Genomic DNA, 15816 nt, shown 5'->3' with positions numbered 1-15816 from the left:
TCGTCCGGATGGCGCACACGACGTCAGGATGTCACGCTATGTGATTCTCGATCATCCGACTGTAGTGATCAGGTCCGTGGGTCGCCTCGGGATTCCCTCCCGTGCATGGAGCTGACGCATGCCCCGCAGCCGGTTCCCTCTTGTCCTCCTTCTCATCGGCTCCACCCTGGCGACCGTGCCGGGTGCGCAAGTCCCGAGCCGTTCGAACGGCTCGGACGGAGGTGGGTCCGGCAGAGGTGTACCCGCTCCGGTGTGGCAGGGGGAACCCGGACGGCATCCGGGTGGGCTGCTGCCGTCCGGCGAGCCGTTGCCCCACCGACGGCCTCCCGCCGGGGACAAGAGGGACGCGACCGCGAGCCGGACCGAGCGCCCACCGCGCGGAGCGACCTACGTCGCGCCCGCCACTCCACGGCGCTGGATCCCCGGCGACAGGGCCGAGGTGCGGGTCACGGTGACGGACACGGGCCAACAGCCCTGGCGGGCGCGGGACATCGCCCTCGGTGCGCGGTGGTACCGGCCGGACGGCTCGGAGTACGCGTACCGGCGGGGCGAGCAACCTGTGGATCACCTGGCCGCGCTTCCGCGGGACCTGACGCCGGGCGAGTCCGCCGAGGTCCGGGCCGATGTGCGAGCCCCGGCTCTGCTCGCCTCTTCGCCGGCCCGCTCCTCGCTGCTCCTCGCCTGGGACCTCTACGACCGGCGCGGTCGGGTCTGGCTCTCGGATGCCGAGCCTCCCAGCGGCCCGGTGCGCCAGGCACGGGAGCGGGTCGTCGTCGAGCGGTCCGCCTCCGACCGGCTGGGGTTGGAGCGGTTCTACCAGTCTCGGAGCTGTGACGAGTCGTCCGGAACCACCCGCCACACCCCCACCAGGACTTTTGATACTGACCTGCGGTGCGGCGCTCGGGTTGGCTTCGGTCGGATCGGGCGCTGTGGCGTTCTCGGGGTGCTGCGTGAGAACGTCGGGACGGCCCGATCCCCGAGCTGGGTGACGGTCAGGCCGCAGGGGCAGCCGCGGTCAGCATCTGCCCCATCGCTGCCACCACCGACGGCTCCACCCGGTAGTACACCCACGTGCCGCGCCGCTCGGAGGTGAGCAGGCCGGCCTCCCTGAGCTTCTTTAGGTGGTGCGAGACCGTCGGCTGCGAGACGCCCACGTCGGAGATGTCGCACACACACGCCTCGCCGCCCTCGTGCGAGGCGACCAGCGAGAACAGCCGCAGCCGGACCGGGTCGCCGAGTGCCTTGAACATCGCGGCGGTCCGCTCGGCCTCCTCGGCTGTCAGCGGCCGCTCGGTGAGCGGCGGGCAGCACGGCACGACACCCTCTGCAACCTCGGGCTCCACCAGCGGCAGCACTTTGATGTTCGACATGCATCTATGTTGACATACGTCGAACCAGGGTGGGCAGGGTCCGCGGTTTCATCGGTCCCGGCGCACGTACGCCGTGCTGCTTCGTGCGATCCGGTTCGCGTCCCTGCCGACCTCCGAAGGGAGTTCGAGGACGGGTCGCGCTGCCACTCCGGCCCGGCGTAGGCGAGGCCGGGGTGGAGGAGCTGTACGCCTTGCCGGTGGATGGGGTGGCCGTGTTCGTTGAGCGCGCCGAGCGGGGTCAGGTAGCCGAGGTCGAGGCGGTGGCCGGTGGCCGGTGGTCGGCAGGGTCGTGTCGACCTCCTCGCTGCTGCCGTCGACCCGAGAGGGTGAGGCTGTCGTGGTAGCGCGGCCATGATCCGGTCGGCCGGACGGGTGCCTTCAGGGCCACCGGCTGAAGCCCTGCCGGTGCAGGGCGGTTGCTGCGGCCGGTCCGGACTGGCCGGCCGGGCCAGCCGGGCCGACCCGGATCACCGCTACGTCTGCCTGTTCCACACCGCTCCATGAATTCGATGGATGTCTATGTTGACGCTTGTCGATACAGGTGCCATGCTGGCAGCGCAGGAGATCGACGAATATCGAAACAAAGGGGAATCCAGTGGCTGCGTCCATTGACAGCGTGCTCACCGTCGACCGGCTGCCCGTCGTGGTCATCGGTGCCGGCCCCATCGGTCTGGCCGCTGCCGCCCACCTCGTCGAGCGTGGCCTGGAACCCCTGGTTCTGGAGGCCGGCCCGGTCGCGGGCAGCGCCGTACGCGAGTGGTCCCACGTTCGCCTGTTCTCGACCTGGGGCGAGGTCATCGACCCGGCCGCCGAGAAGCTGCTCGCCCCGACCGGCTGGATCCGCCCCGACGCCACCGCCTACCCGACCGGCGGCGACTGGGCCGAGCGCTACCTCCAGCCCCTCGCCGACGTCCTCGGCGACAAGGTCCGCTACGGCACCACGGTGACCGGCGTCGCCCGCGCCGGCCGCGATCGGATCGTCGACGCCGGCCGCGACGAGCAGCCGTTCACCGTGCACATCCAGTGTGCCGACGGGCGCGAGGAGCGGATCACCGCCCGCGCCGTCATCGACGCCTCCGGCACCTGGTCCGTCCCGAGCCCCATGGGCGCCGACGGCCTGCCCGCCCTCGGCGAGAAGACGGCCGCCGACCGCGTCTCCTACCGCGTCCCCGACCTCGACGACCCGGCCGTACGCGCCCGTTACGCGGGCAGGCGCACCGCCGTCGTCGGCTCCGGCGCCTCCGCCTTCACCGCCCTCGCCCTCCTCGCCGACCTGGCGAAGGAGGAGGACGGGACGCACGCGGTGTGGATCCTGCGCCGTGGCATCGGTGCCGGCACCTACGGTGGCGGTGAGGCCGACGAACTGCCCGCCCGAGGCGCGCTGGGCCTGCGGGCCAAGGCCGCCGTCGAGGCCGGCCACGCGTCCGCCGTCACGGGCTTCCGCACCGAGGCGGTCGAACGAGACGGTGACCAGCTCGTCCTGGTCGCGGAGGACGGCCGCCGCCTCGACCCGGTCGACGAGGTCATCGTCCTCACCGGCCTCCGCCCCGACCTGTCCTTCCTCTCCGAACTCCGTCTCGGCCTCGACGAACGCCTCCAGGCCCCGACCGCCCTGGCCCCGCTGATCGACCCGAACGTGCACTCCTGCGGCACGGTCTACCCGCACGGTGTGAACGAGCTCTCCCACCCCGAGCAGGGCGTCTACCTGGTCGGCATGAAGTCCTACGGGCGTGCCCCGACGTTCCTCGCGATGACCGGCTACGAGCAGGTCCGCTCCCTCTCCGCCGCGCTCGCCGGCGACCGCGAGGCCGCCGAGCGCGTCGAACTCACCCTCCCGGAGACGGGCGTGTGCGGCGGCGCGGGCCTCTTCGACGAGCCGGACAACGTCGAGCAGTCCGGCGGCGGTTGCTGCGCCGCCCCCTCCACCCTCCAGATCGGCATCGGCACCCCGGCCACCACCTCCGGCGGCTGCTGAACATCCCACCCACTCCAGGAGGTTCGCCATGACATCCCGCGTACAGCTCGCCCTCCGCGTCCCCGACCTCGACGCGTCCATCGCCTTCTACACGAAGCTCTTCGGCACCGAACCGGCCAAACTCCGCGACGGGTACGCCAACTTCGCCATCACCGAGCCCCCGCTCAAGCTCGTCCTCATCGAAGGCACCCCGGACGAGGCGACCCGCATGGACCACCTCGGGGTGGAGGTCGCGACGACCGAAGCGGTCCACGCCGCCACCGCCCGCCTGGGCGAGGCCGGCCTGGCCACCGACGTGGAGAACGACACCACCTGTTGCTACGCCCTCCAGGACAAGGTCTGGGTCCACGGCCCCGGCCGGGAACCCTGGGAGGTGTACGTCGTCAAGGCTGACGCCGACTCCCTCGCCAAGCAGCAGGGCAGCACCTGCTGCACCGGCACGGCGGACTCCGGCACGGCGGACTCCGGCACGGCCGGGTCGGGCACGGGCACCGGCGCGCAGGAACCGGTTCCCGCGGGCGGCTGCTGCTGATCCGCCGATGACCGACCTCCGTGCCAGCGGGGCCGTGACCGGGACGGGGGTCCTGTCACGGCCCCGCGCCGCGCTGCCCGCCCTGTGCGCCACCTGATCCCATGGTCGGGGATCAGGTGGCCGCCGCGTCCTGGGCGCGGGACAGGGCGATGTCGAGTACCACCAGCAGCGCGTCCCGGACCGAGCCGGTCCTTCGTGCGTCGAAGACGATCAGCGGTACGTGCTCCGGGATGTCCAGTGCCCACCGCACCTCGTCCAGATCGTGCCCGACCTCCCCGTCGAACGCGTTGACGGCGACCGCGAACGGGAGCTCCTTGTGCTCGAAGTAGTCCACCGCCGCATAGCAGTCGTCCAGACGGCGGGTGTCGACGATCACCAGACCGCCGAGGGCGCCCTCGACCAGGTCGTCCCACATGAAGCCGAACCGGTCCTGGCCCGGTGTGCCGAACAGGTACAGCTTCAGCGTCGGGTCGATGGTGATGCAGCCGAAGTCCATGGCGACCGTGGTGGTGGTCTTGCCCGGGGTGTGCGTGAGATCGTCCACGCCGGCCGCGACCTCGGTGATCGCGGCCTCCGTGGTCAGCGGTCGTATGTCGGAGATCGCGCCCACGGCCGTGGTCTTGCCGACCCCGAAGCCACCGGCGATGACCAACTTGACCGGCAGCGGCGGCTGTTCAACCGGAGTCACGGAGTGTGCCCCGTGAATCGGGGACGGCGCGGAGACCATCGATAACCCTTCGCAGTACGGAGAGATCCTGGGCCGCTCCGGCGTTCGGCCTGTGGATCGCCAGATGCCCGGCGGCACACAGGTCCTCGGCCAGCACGCGGACGACGTTGAGGTGCAACCGCAGCCGGGCGGCGAGTTCCGCCGCGGACTGGGGCTGCCGGCAGGCGGCGATGATGTCGCGGTGCTCGAAGGTGAGCGTGTGCAGGACGGACAGCCCGGCCGACGTCGACACGACCTGGGTCTCGATGGGGATGGGCAGCCCGGTGCCACCCCCCGACACCCGGCCGGCGGTCAGCAGGAACGGACGGATGGCGGGGGCGCGCCCGACCGGCTCCGGTGCATGCTCCGGTGAGTTGCCGGCGGCCGCCGCTGCCGCTGAATGCTCCGGCGAGTTACCGACAACTCCTGCCGCATCGTGTGGTGCTGGTCCACCGACGGCCATCACGATCCCTTTCCGAAGTCCCTGCAACCGTGCCGTGGCGTTCGGACGGTCAGCCGGCCGGCGTGGCACCGACGCTCTTCTTCAGCTCCAGCACCAGTTGGGGGGTGAGCGCGGCCCCGGCCCGGTTGGCGAAGAGGGTCATCTCGTAGGCGATGTTGCCGAGCTTCGCCTCCTTCGAGGTCACCACGCCGAGGACCGCGCCGCAGCCGATGGCCGACACCAGCACGTGGCCGCCCTCCAGATCGATGATGACCTTGTTGAGGCCGCCCAGGCCGTAGTTGCCGGAGGCGCCCGCGGCGAGGCTCGTCATGCCGGACACGATCGCGGCGAGGCGCTCGGAGTCGGCATGGTCGCGTAGCCGGGAGGCTGCGATCAGCAGGCCGTCGGACGACACCGCGATGGCGTCGACGACGCCGGCCGTGTCCGAGGCGAACCGGTCGAGGAGCCAGGTGAAATCGGCCGCGGCGGTTCGCAGATCGGTGGGTATCGCCTGTTCGGAACTGCTGTCACCTGTCGACGTGGTCACTGCCCGACTCCTTCTGGGTTTCCTGGTGCGCTGATGGTGCCGACTCCGTCCTGCTCAGGGCGCTGTCCTGCTCCGCCCTGCGTACGGCGGCCTCGAAGTCGTCGAGCTCCGCGCGGACCGCGTCGGCGTCGACGGGGGGCCGTACGGCCGGATTCCCCCGGTCGGCCGGTGGGCTGGTCCTGGCGAGCGTCGCGCCACGTACCCGCCTGCGCAGCGGTCGGGAAGCATCCGTCGCGGACTCCTCGGCGTGGGCGACCCCGTCCGCGGTGGTGCGGGTGCGGGCCGGGACGCGTCGGGGGAGGCCCTGCGGCGACGGAGTCGTCGGCCGCCCTTCGGTGGCGAGGGCCGCCCGTGCGGGCTTGGGTTCCCGGATTCCGTTGCCGTGTTCGTCCGGGTCCGGGTGATCGTCGTTCGGGGCCGGGGCCGGGGCCGGGGCCGGGGCCGGGTGATCGTCGTTCGGGTTCGGGGCCGGGGCCGGGTGATCGCCGTTCGGGTTCGGGTCCGGGTGATCGGTTCCGGTGCTGACGCTTCCCGGGCCCTGCTCGTCGTCCGCCGCGTCCTCGTGAGCCGTGTGCGCCGAGGTCACGTCCGTGTGCGCTCGCGTCGCGTCGATCAGTGGCTCCGCCGCGGGCGGCGTCGCCTTCGGTGTGCTCACGAGTGCGACGGCCTCCTGCTCGTGCCCCGCTACGGCTCTCGTCGGGAACGCCGCCACGGTCCCGGTCGGGCCCGTGGCCCGGGGCGGGACGGGGTCCACAGAGCTCATGGTCAACAGGAGAGCGGAGGGAATCCAGACGGTCCCGGTGACCCCGCCGCCCGGCGTGCGGCTCAGCATCACCCGTATGCCCCAGCGCCGGGCGATGGTGCCGACGACGAAGAGACCGAGCACCCGGGTCGGTACGACGTCGAGCCGTTCCCGGCGGATGAGGCGGGCGTTCTCCTCGGCGAGGCGTTCCGCGCTCATCCCGAGGCCGTGGTCGATGACCTCGACCAGCGCACCGCCGTCCGACGTGACGTCGGTGCCGGGGCGGACGGCCACCTCGACGGGCGTATGGGACGGGGAGAAAGCGACCGCGTTCTCCAGCAGTTCGGCGAGCATCAGGGTGAGGTCGCCGATGATGTCGGGGGCGATGGTGACGTCCGCCTCGGCCCGCAGCGACACCCGCTGGAATCCCTCGATCCGGCCGAGCCCCGCGCGGATGACGTCGGCCAGGGGGGTCGGCCGGGCCTCGACACCGGTCTCCCGGATGCCGGCGAGCAGCATCAGGCTGTCGGCGTTGCGCTGGAGGCGTACGGCGATGTGGTCGATGCGGTAGAGCTGTTCGAGGAGGTCGGGATCGGTCTCCTCGCGTTCGGCGGTGTCGATCAGCAGGAGCTGACGTGATGTCAGGTTGCTGACTCTTCGGCCGACGTTGCCGAACATCTCGGCGATGTTCCGACGGCTCAGCACCTGCCGCTCCAGCAGCGCGGCCGCGGTGACCTGCACCTGGTTGAACGCCTCGGCCAACTCACCGATCTCGTCACGTACCGGGACCGGGATCGCCCGCGGACGCAGCGGGGTGCTGTCGGCGGCCTCGTCGTCGGCGACGCGGGCCAGTTCCTCCCCCGCCACGTCGACGACCTGCTGGGCGGCGCCGGTGAGTGCCGCCAGCGGGCGTACGACCGAGCGCCGCACCAGGATGGAGAAGGCCAGCCAGGCGGCGAAGCCGAGCAGGGCCAGGCCGAGCAGCACCAGCGCCTCCCGCAGGGCGCTCGCGGAGGTGGAGTCGGCCTGGGCGGCGATCTGACGGATCAGCGACCGGGTGATGCCGAGGCGGGTTTCGGCCTGCTGTGCCCCGGCGGCGATCTCCTTGCGCAGTTGCTCCGGTGTCTGGTTCTGAAGGGAACTCGGATCGATCTGCAGCTCCGCGAACTGGGACTCGATGCCGCTCTCCTCGGCACTGCGCTCGATGCCGCTGAGGCTCAGGACCTGGTCCGGTGTGGCGATCCGGCTGAACCGGTCCGACTGGTGGTCGAAGAGCGCGTGGGCGCCGACCGCGCGGGTGTACTCGGTGAGAGCGTTGGCGTCACGGGTCTGCGCGGAGAACACCGCGCTCTCATAGGCGGCGTGGGCGGAGTCGGCGCGCAACACCGTGTCGAGCAGCGTGGTGACCGAGGACGACGAGGTGCCGGAGAAGCGGTCGAGGCCGATGCCGTCGATCAGATAGTCGACCGCGGAGGCGTACGCGGGGTCGATGTTGGCGGCCGGGACATAGCCCCGTCCGAGTTTGTCGCGCAGGACGGCGAGACTGTCGATGTACTCAAGGGCCTGCGTCTCCTCGGCCGGCAGGTTCGACCCGAACGCCGAACGCACGGCGGCGACCTGAGCGTCGGTGTCCTCTTGCGCCCGGCGGTAGTCGGTGGGCGAGGGCAGCGCGGCTCCGGGGCGGGCCGACTCGTACCGCACCGACAGCACGAGCGCCTGCCGGTGTTCGGCCTGTACGTCGTTGATGAGCCTCGCGACCTGCTCGCTGTCGCGTACGAGATCAGCGATCCGGCCGGCGTCCCGGGCCCGGTCCACCTGGTCGACGACACCGGCGCCGAGCAGCAGGCCGACAACCAGGACGGGTGCGCTCACCAGGACGTTGAGCTTCCGCCGGAACGGCCATCGGTCGAGCACGGCCCCCGCTCTCCGGCGCAACGGCGGCGTCGCGTCCGCAGGCCCTGGCGGGGCGGATGCGAGGTGGTGGTCCCCCCGCTCGGGCGAAGCCGAGCGTGGGGGAGGGTCCACTGTGGTCGCGGACACCCGGGCCTCCTTCGTCGTGTTCCTGAGCGGTGACCGAGGGGTTGTTCGTGCCGGACCGCGAGCCGCTGGGAGCGGAGGGTGACACTATGGGCCCGCCCATCGCTGATAGGTACGAAGTGATTGCGCCACGTGTCTGAATCCGGCCGTGCGGAGACTATCGTTCGGGCGGAGGTTCGACTGGCCATATGCCATCAAGAGTTGATTACAAAATGTTTCTTGGTTTATGTGCAGACATGGACGCTTCGTCGTGGGAGAGTCCGCCGTCGGCCCATGTCCGATGCGGGGCGGCGGAGTTGCCCAGGGTCGACGTGTCCCGCGTGGTCTGCGCGTTCCTCGTGTCCTTCGTGCTCTTCGTCGTCTTCGTCGTCTTCGTGTTCTTCGTTTTCCGCGTGAGCTTCGGCGCCGACGGCGCGTAGGTCGTCGACGTCGTCGGTGTCGTCGGCGCCTTGTTCGTCGCGGCTCGGCTCGGCCCGGTGGCGGATCGTCACCTCGGCGTCGTGCGGAGGCGCGAGGCGTCCTGCCGGCGGACGGGCACCGCGCACCCTGCTACATTCCCCCGGCACACGCCCCGGCCGCCTTCGAGGGCACGGAACCGTAGGCGTCTTTGTCCCTCTCCTCCCCCCACTCCCCGTACCCTCTTTTGCCCTGTTCTGAGGAGACCCCAGTGCACGCCACCCGCCAGGCGACCGCGTCGGCCGCCGCGTTGCTGGTCTTGGCCACCGCCGTCGTCGGCTGCGACAGTGGTTCGACCACCGCCGCAGCCACCGCCGGCTCCGCCGAGCCCGGCTGCCCCGCTGTCCTTGCCCGTGCCAAGTCGGCGGTCAAGAAGGCCGAAGACGTCGACGCACCGTGGGACGGTCCCACCACCGGTCCCCGGGCGGTTCCCGGCAAGACCGTCGTCTTCGTCGCCCAGACCCTGGCCAACCCCGGTGTCACCGGCGTCGCCCAGGGAGTCGAGGAGGCCGCCAAGGTCATCGGCTGGAAGGTCCGCGTCATCAACGGCCAGGGCACGCCCGCCGGAATCAAGGCCGCCTTCGACGAGGCCGTGGCCCTTGAGCCCGCCGGCATAGTCATCGGCGGTTTCGACCCCAAATCCACTGCCCAGCAGGTCCGTCGGGCCAATGCCGCGGGTATCCCGCTGATCGGCTGGCACGCCGTCGGCGCCCCCGGCCCCAGCGACGACCCGGAGCTCTTCAGCAACGTCACCACCAGGGTCGAGGACGTCGCGAGGATCAGCGCCGACTGGATCATCAGCCGGTCCAACGGGCGCGCGGGCGTGGTCCTGTTCACCGACGCCTCGATACCTTTCGCCAAGCGCAAGTCCGACCTGATCAAGAAGGAACTCGCCACCTGTTCCGACGTCAGGCTGCTGAGCTACGAGGACATCCCCATCCCCGAGGCCAACAGCCGCACCGTTGAGGCGGTCTCCTCCCTGCTCTCCCGTTTCGGCAGCGAGTGGACCCACTCCGCCGCCATCAACGACCTCTACTTCGAGCACGCCGCCACCGCTCTGCGCGCCGCCGGCCGGCAGGGCGCCGACGCCCCGTTCAACATCGGCGCCGGCGACGGCGACCCCTCGGCATTCCGGCGCATCAATGGCAGGGAGTACCAGGCCGCCACCGTGCCCGAGCCCCTCTCCGAACAGGGCTGGCAGATCATCGACGAGCTCAACCGTGCTTTCTCCGGCAGAGCCGACAGCGGATACGTCGCCCCTGTCCACATCGCCACCGCCTCCAACAGCGGCGGCGCACTGTCCTGGGACTCCGAGGGCTACCGCCAGGCGTACCGGAAGATCTGGGGCAAGTAGGCCACCGGCCCCAGCGGTCCCACCGGCCAGCCACCGCTGACCGGTGACCGCTGGCCGGTCACCGGCCAAGCCGACGTACGCAGCAGCACGCTTCATGGAAACGTGCCCTCCGACCTGCCTGCAGCGCTCGATCGGCTTCCCTGGACGGCCTGTTCGCCGTGACCAGTCCCGTCGGGGGACCGACCATGGTCGCGGTGGAACTGCCGTACGGGTGGTGACGGGGCCCGCCCGTCCACCCTCCACCTCCTCCCTTCCCCTCTCGCGCCTTCGCGCTCTCGTCTCTCCACCTGTGAGCGCCCCACTCCGTCTCCCCTGACGCTCGGTCGGAGGGGACAGTAGGAGGGAGGGGGAGAGGGGGAGCGGTGTGGAAGGAGAGGAACGGGTCGTGATCGAGGCGGAGTTGAAGGCCCGGGTCCGTGCGCCGGAGGCGGTCGCGCGGGCGCTCGACGAGTGGGCCGAGGGCAGGTCCGAGACGTACCAGGACACGTACTACGACCTGCCGGACGGCAGCCTGCGCGCGCGGGACGAGGAGTTGCGGCTGCGGTTCCTGGCCGACCACGGCACGGGCGACCGGCGGACGCTGCTCACCTTCAAGGCGGCCGCGGTGGACGAGGCGTCCGGTTCCAAGCCCGAGTACGAGACGCGGGTCGGGGACTCACAGATCGCGCACGCCATCCTGGAACATCTCGGCTACGTGCCGGCGATCGTGTTCGAGAAGCGCTGCCGCAGCCACGCCTTCGAGGCGTACGGCCGGCCGATGCTCGCCACCCTCGTACGGGTCCCCGAACTGGACGGCACGTTCCTGGAGATCGAAACCCTGGTCATGGAGGAAGCCGAGGTCGGCGCGGCCCTCGACGACATCCGCGCGGTGCTCGACGAGCTGGGCATCGCCCCGGAGGACCTCACGCGCGAGCTCTACACGGACGCGGTGGCGGCGGTCCGTCGGGCCCACAGCCCCGGCCGGTGAGCACAAACACCTGGGGCCGGAATCCTCATCGGATTCCGGCCCCAGGCCTTCAGTAGCGGGGACAGGATTTGAACCTGCGACCTCTGGGTTATGAGCCCAGCGAGCTACCGAGCTGCTCCACCCCGCGTCGTTGAAACCAGTGTACGCCATCTGCGGGACCTCACGCACACGGCTTGATGGCGACCGCCGATCACCGTGAGTTCACTCAGCCGCCCGGACATCTGCCAGGCGACCGGGCCACGCGTGTGTCAGGTGCGCACAACGTCTGTCAGGTCCGCTCCAACGCGGGGCCGCCCGCTCCCACGCGGGTCCGACCCGGCCGACGAAGCACCTCCGACCACACGCCTCCGACCACACCCCTGCTCAGCCGACCACATGCTTGTTGGGCGTCTTCGCCCGCTCCTCGTACTCCGGCAGGACGACGACCTCGGCCCCCTCCGCCGAGAGCACCGCGTTGCCGACGGCGGCGTCCTCGACGAACGTGTCCGGCTCGCGCCAGGCCGTGACGACGCGGCGGATGCCCGCGTCGAGGACGAGCCGGGCGCAGGGCGCGGGGCGGGAGGCGCGGCGGGCGCACGGTTCCAGGCTGCTGTAGACCGTGGCGGAGGCGAGTCGCGGGTCGGCGGGGTCGAGCTTGGCGAGGGCGGCCTCCTCGGCGTGGGCCACGGGGTCGCCGCCTTCGCGGGAGTGGCCGCGGGCCAGCTCCGTACCGTCCGCGGCGACCACGACCGCGCCCACGCTGAACGCGGTCTGCGAGGGCGGGCACTCGGCGGCCAGTTCGCAGGCCAGCGACAGCCAGTGCCGGTCGGCGGCGGAGACGGCCGGGCCGGTGCCGGGGACGGTGGGGGCGTACCGGATGAGGACGACGTCGCCGACCGGCCGGGTCTCCAGCAGGCGCAGCCGGCTCTTCGGCCCTCCGGGGTAGGCGCCGGTCCCGAACATCCGCGGCGCGTCCGCCTCGCCCACGAACACCGGCGCGACGGCCAGCTGCACCTCGTCCGCGAGCCCCTGCTGGAGCAACTGGGTGTGCACGCGGCCGCCGCCCTCCACCATGAGGCGCCGGATGCCGCGTACGTCCCCGAGGTGGTCGAGGAGGGCGGGCCACTGCAGGTCGGGGCCGACGGACACGACGGCCACGCCGTTCGGGCCGGTCGGCAGGCCGAGTCCGCGCAGCCGGTCCGCGCCCTTGTCCGTCGTGTAGAGGACCTTCTCACCGCCGGTGTGCCAGAACTGGGCCGCCGGGTCGAGATCGCCGGACGCGCTGACCGTGACCTTCAGCGGGTACTCCGGGAGCCCGGCGGCGACGCGGGCCGCGCGGCGCTCCGGGGAGTTGACCAGCAGCCGGGGGTTGTCGGTGCGCAGGGTGCCGGCGCCGATCAGGATGGCGTCGCTCGCAGCGCGCACCTCGTCGACCCGGTCGAAGTCGGCCGGACCCGAGAGCAGCAGCCGCTCGGGCCCGGTGTCGTCCAGGAAGCCGTCGAGGGAGACGGCGGCGGACAACAGGACGTAGGGCTGGGGCATGGACGCGCTCCCTGGCGGTGACGGTGAGGTGACGGCGGTGGGGTGACGGCGGTGGTGGCCTGCCTCACCACCGGGCTTGGTTCAAGTTTTAAACAATAACTACACTGTACGTATGACGACCCGCTGGCTCACCCCCGAGGAACAGCGTGCCTGGGGTGCCTACCTCGCCGCGACCACGCTCCTGGAGGACGCGCTCGACCGGCAGCTCCAGCAGGAGGCAGGCCTCCCGCACCTCTACTACTCCGTGCTGGCCGTCCTCTCCGAGGCGCCGGACCGCCGTATGCGGATGACCGATCTCGCCGAGTACCTGAAGATCACGCGCAGTCGGCTGACGTATGCCGTGACCAGGCTGGAGAAGGACGGCGTGGTGCGGCGCGAGGACTGTCAGTGGGACAAGCGCGGCAGCGTCACCGTGCTCACCGACGAGGGCATGGCCCTGCTGGAGCGTACGGCGCCGGGGCATGTCGAGACGGTCCGCAAGGCCGTCTTCGACCACCTCAGCGCCGAGCAGATCAGTCAGTTCGAGGAGATCTGCGCGGCCATCGCGACGGCGATCCAGGGCGGGGAGCCGCAGGCGACCGCCGGCTCCGACGACCTGCCGTGGCGCCGCCGCGCGTGCCCGTCCGGCCGGCCGGGGCAGTAGCGGGCGCTCCGCGATCCGCCCGGTGGCCCGCCAGGTGGCCGGTCGGGCGGCCCTCCCCTCGGTTCCCGTGTGGCGGGAATGTGACGCATCCCCAAACCGGTTGCTTGAATTTTGAAGCACGGGTTAGAGTCGCTGCGAGCGCTGTGCTTCAAAACTGAAGCACAGCGACGCCCCGCCCCAGGACCGGAGAACCCGCATGCCCGACTTTCCCGCTGCCACCCCGCGTGCCCGCGTCCGGGTACCGCTGCGTTTCCACGACGGCTACGGCGTCGACGCCGACCTGGTCACCTTCCACGGCCTCGTCGACGGCCAGGAGCACCTGGCGATCGTCCTCGGCGACCCCGCCCCCGGCGCGGCCCCGCTGGTCCGGCTGCACTCCGAGTGCCTGACCGGCGACGTGTTCGGCTCGGCCCGCTGTGACTGCGGTCCGCAGCTGCGCGAGGCAGTGGAGCGGATCGCCGACCGCGGCGGTGTCCTCCTCTACCTCCGCCAGGAGGGCCGGGGCATCGGCCTCTACAACAAGCTCGACGCGTACGCCCTCCAGGACCAGGGCCTCGACACGTACGAGGCGAACGCGGCGCTCGGACTGCCGGAGGACGCCCGCGACTACACGGCGGCGGCCCAGATGCTGGGTGCCCTCGGCATCGACGAACTGGACCTGCTCTCCAACAACCCCGACAAGGCGCAGCAGCTCCGCGACCTCGGCGTAGGCGTCGGCCGGCGCGTCCCGACGGGTGTCTTCACCACCGCCCACAACGTCCGCTACCTCCGCGCGAAGGTCCTCCAGACCCAGCACACCCTCCCCCTACCGGAGCTGCCGGAACTGACGGAACTGACGGGACTCGCGGGGCTGACGGCGGGCTGAGCCCCGCGCGGCGCGGCCTCCCCGTCCCCTCACTAGCCCACTCGGCCCGGCCGACTAGCCCCGTTCCCCACCGACGGAAACCCTGTATCCGTGGGCAGCCAGTGGGAGTGGAGGGGTGTGCGGGAGCCGGGTGGGCGGCGGTTCTCGTATGCCCGCGCGCTCGTTCGCGTCCTGCCCGCCCTGCTGATCGCCACGGGCCTCTTCTACGACCACTTCACCCCGCGCGAGTTCACGGCGGTCCCCTTCTTCACCGCAGCGCCCCTGGTGGCGGCCCCGCTCTTCTCGCTGCACGGCACGGTGGTCACCGGGCTCGCCTCGATCGCCGGCATCACCGCCGTACGCCTCTACTACGGCGACACGAGCAGCGTGGACGCGATCACCGAGATCGCCACGGTGGCCACCGTCGCCGTACTGGCCGTACTGATCAACCGCCTCGTGCGCCGCAGCGACGCCCGGCTCGCCACCGCCCGTGAGATCGCCGAGGCGGCGCAGCGCGCCGTACTGCCGGTGCCGCAGGAGCGGATCGGCGGACTGGAGATCGCCGCGCGGTACGAGGCGGCGCAGGCCGGGGCGTCGATCGGGGGCGATCTGTACGCGGTGCAGGACTCGCCCCACGGCGTACGGCTGATCGTCGGCGATGTGCGGGGCAAGGGGCTGGGGGCGGTGTCGGCGGTGGCCGTGCTGATCGGCGCGTTCCGGGAGGCGGCCGAGCAGGAGTCGACGCTCGAAGCGGTCGCCCAGCGCCTGGAACGGGCGCTGGCCCGGGAGGCCACGCGCCGCGAGGCCGCGCGACGGGACGCGACGGTGGAGCACGAGGGGTTCGTGACGGCCGTCCTGGCGGAGTTCCCGCACGGCGCCGGCCGTGCCCGGATCGTCAACCGGGGCCACCCGTCCCCCCTGCTGCTGTACGCCGACGGCGTTCTGTGCGCCCTGGAAGCCCCGCAGCCCGCGCTTCCCCTCGGCATGGACGACCTGGGCACCTGGCCCGACCGCGCGGAGGAGACCGGATTCCCGCCCGGCGCCACGCTGCTCTTCTACACCGACGGCCTCTCCGAGGCGCGGGACGCGCGCGGCGCCTTCTACGACCCGGCCGAGCGCCTGTCCGGACGCACCTTCTCCGCCCCGCGTGCCCTGTTGACGGCCCTCGCGGAAGAGGTACGCCGTCACACGGGTGGCCGCACGACGGACGACATGGCCCTCCTCGCGGTCCGCCGTCCCTGACGTCGCACACGCCCCTCTCACATCTCTCCCGCTCGATATCACCGAGCGTGTCCGTCCGACCGTCCTCCGTATAACAACTGACGTACCGTCAGGCCATTTGTTACTCCTGAGGAAAGGTCAACTCGCCCGTTTTACGCCCCTCATGACCCGTAAAGTCCAGCGCGAAAGCCGGAACGATCATTAAGAACAGCTTGGAATGGAGTACTCGCGTCTATTAACGTTCGATAACGCAGCGCGGTCGTCCCAGCCGTCACAAGAGACGGCTCCGTGCTCACGCGCCGAATCCCGCAAGGGAACCGGGGAACCACCACCCTGGGGTGAATCGCACGGAAGCCGTCGTGGCAGTACGCACGACTGGTTTACGCGCGTAGGAGACCTTCCTGCTCCGAACCCGTCAGCTAACCCGGTAGGCGAGGAGGAAGGAAGGAGCACGCCCAC

At 71.3% G+C, this 15816-nt stretch carries 14 protein-coding genes, 1 tRNA gene and 1 riboswitch; of the genes, 8 read left to right on the top strand and 7 right to left on the bottom strand.

From position 1 onward, the window contains the following. Positions 1 to 992 precede the first annotated feature (992 nt). A complete protein-coding gene (locus OG272_RS24000; protein ID WP_327728901.1) occupies positions 993 to 1370 on the bottom strand; it encodes a metalloregulator ArsR/SmtB family transcription factor in 378 nt (125 codons plus the stop codon). 595 nt (positions 1371 to 1965) lie between these two features. Between OG272_RS24000 and OG272_RS23995 the strand changes: the two genes are divergently transcribed. Beyond that, the gene (locus tag OG272_RS23995; protein WP_327728902.1) at positions 1966 to 3345 is read left to right on the top strand and encodes an FAD-dependent oxidoreductase; all 1380 of its coding nucleotides are present in this window, start codon (positions 1966 to 1968) and stop codon (positions 3343 to 3345) included. A gap of 28 nt (positions 3346 to 3373) precedes the next feature. Next, a complete protein-coding gene (locus OG272_RS23990; RefSeq protein WP_327728903.1) occupies positions 3374 to 3877 on the top strand; it encodes an ArsI/CadI family heavy metal resistance metalloenzyme in 504 nt (167 codons plus the stop codon). A 112-nt stretch (positions 3878 to 3989) separates the two neighbouring features. On the opposite strand, the gene OG272_RS23985 is transcribed toward OG272_RS23990, so the two are convergent. Genes OG272_RS23985 through OG272_RS23970 form a run of 4 tightly spaced genes read right to left on the bottom strand, consistent with a single transcriptional unit; the run spans position 3990 to position 8228 of the window. After that, complete coding sequence (locus tag OG272_RS23985; RefSeq protein ID WP_326581177.1) at positions 3990 to 4604, bottom strand: ATP/GTP-binding protein; 615 nt, start codon at positions 4602 to 4604, stop codon at positions 3990 to 3992. Next, positions 4552 to 5046, bottom strand: a complete 495-nt coding sequence (locus tag OG272_RS23980; RefSeq protein ID WP_405894795.1) for a DUF742 domain-containing protein — start codon at positions 5044 to 5046, stop codon at positions 4552 to 4554. Before OG272_RS23980 ends, OG272_RS23985 begins: the two co-directional genes overlap by 53 nt. A 49-nt stretch (positions 5047 to 5095) precedes the next feature. Beyond that, on the bottom strand, positions 5096 to 5572 hold the full coding sequence (locus OG272_RS23975) for a roadblock/LC7 domain-containing protein (RefSeq protein ID WP_326581178.1): 477 nt from the start codon (positions 5570 to 5572) through the stop codon (positions 5096 to 5098). Further along, positions 5553 to 8228, bottom strand: a complete 2676-nt coding sequence (locus tag OG272_RS23970) for an ATP-binding protein (RefSeq protein WP_405894794.1) — start codon at positions 8226 to 8228, stop codon at positions 5553 to 5555. Before OG272_RS23970 ends, OG272_RS23975 begins: the two co-directional genes overlap by 20 nt. 359 nt (positions 8229 to 8587) lie before the next feature. Here OG272_RS23970 and OG272_RS23965 point away from each other — a divergent pair, with 359 nt between their 5' ends. The 3 genes from OG272_RS23965 (at position 8588) to OG272_RS23955 (ending at position 11128) form a co-directional block, all read left to right on the top strand. After that, the gene (locus OG272_RS23965) at positions 8588 to 8770 is read left to right on the top strand and encodes a hypothetical protein (RefSeq protein WP_327728905.1); all 183 of its coding nucleotides are present in this window, start codon (positions 8588 to 8590) and stop codon (positions 8768 to 8770) included. A gap of 248 nt (positions 8771 to 9018) precedes the next feature. Then, positions 9019 to 10161, top strand: coding sequence for a substrate-binding domain-containing protein (locus OG272_RS23960; RefSeq protein WP_326581184.1), 1143 nt, complete (start codon positions 9019 to 9021; stop codon positions 10159 to 10161). 385 nt (positions 10162 to 10546) lie between these two features. Further along, entirely contained in the window at positions 10547 to 11128 is a 582-nt protein-coding gene (locus OG272_RS23955) for a CYTH domain-containing protein (RefSeq protein ID WP_328224717.1), read from the top strand. Positions 11129 to 11181: 53 nt separating this feature from the next. Here OG272_RS23955 and OG272_RS23950 read toward each other — a convergent pair. After that, positions 11182 to 11255: transfer RNA gene (locus tag OG272_RS23950), tRNA-Met, on the bottom strand. A gap of 236 nt (positions 11256 to 11491) precedes the next feature. Beyond that, positions 11492 to 12649 (bottom strand): dihydrofolate reductase family protein, encoded by a 1158-nt coding sequence (locus tag OG272_RS23945; RefSeq protein WP_326581185.1) that lies wholly within the window; start codon positions 12647 to 12649, stop codon positions 11492 to 11494. Between the two features lie 112 nt (positions 12650 to 12761). Here OG272_RS23945 and OG272_RS23940 point away from each other — a divergent pair, with 112 nt between their 5' ends. The 3 genes from OG272_RS23940 to OG272_RS23930 all read left to right on the top strand — a co-directional run bounded on the left by OG272_RS23940 (position 12762) and on the right by OG272_RS23930 (position 15378). Beyond that, complete coding sequence (locus tag OG272_RS23940) at positions 12762 to 13292, top strand: MarR family transcriptional regulator (protein WP_327728906.1); 531 nt, start codon at positions 12762 to 12764, stop codon at positions 13290 to 13292. Positions 13293 to 13488: 196 nt separating this feature from the next. After that, positions 13489 to 14157 carry a GTP cyclohydrolase II gene (ribA, locus tag OG272_RS23935; protein ID WP_405894793.1) on the top strand — a complete coding sequence of 223 codons (669 nt, stop codon included), beginning with the start codon at positions 13489 to 13491 and terminating at the stop codon, positions 14155 to 14157. A gap of 90 nt (positions 14158 to 14247) precedes the next feature. Then, a complete protein-coding gene (locus OG272_RS23930) occupies positions 14248 to 15378 on the top strand; it encodes a PP2C family protein-serine/threonine phosphatase (protein ID WP_405894791.1) in 1131 nt (376 codons plus the stop codon). 266 nt (positions 15379 to 15644) lie between these two features. After that, positions 15645 to 15806: riboswitch (cyclic di-AMP (ydaO/yuaA leader) on the top strand. The last annotated feature ends 10 nt before the right edge of the window (positions 15807 to 15816 follow it).

The organism is Streptomyces sp. NBC_00104, assembly GCF_045160825.1.
In the GTDB taxonomy this organism is placed as follows: domain Bacteria; phylum Actinomycetota; class Actinomycetes; order Streptomycetales; family Streptomycetaceae; genus Streptomyces.
This window is presented reverse-complemented; position numbering and strand designations above follow the sequence as displayed.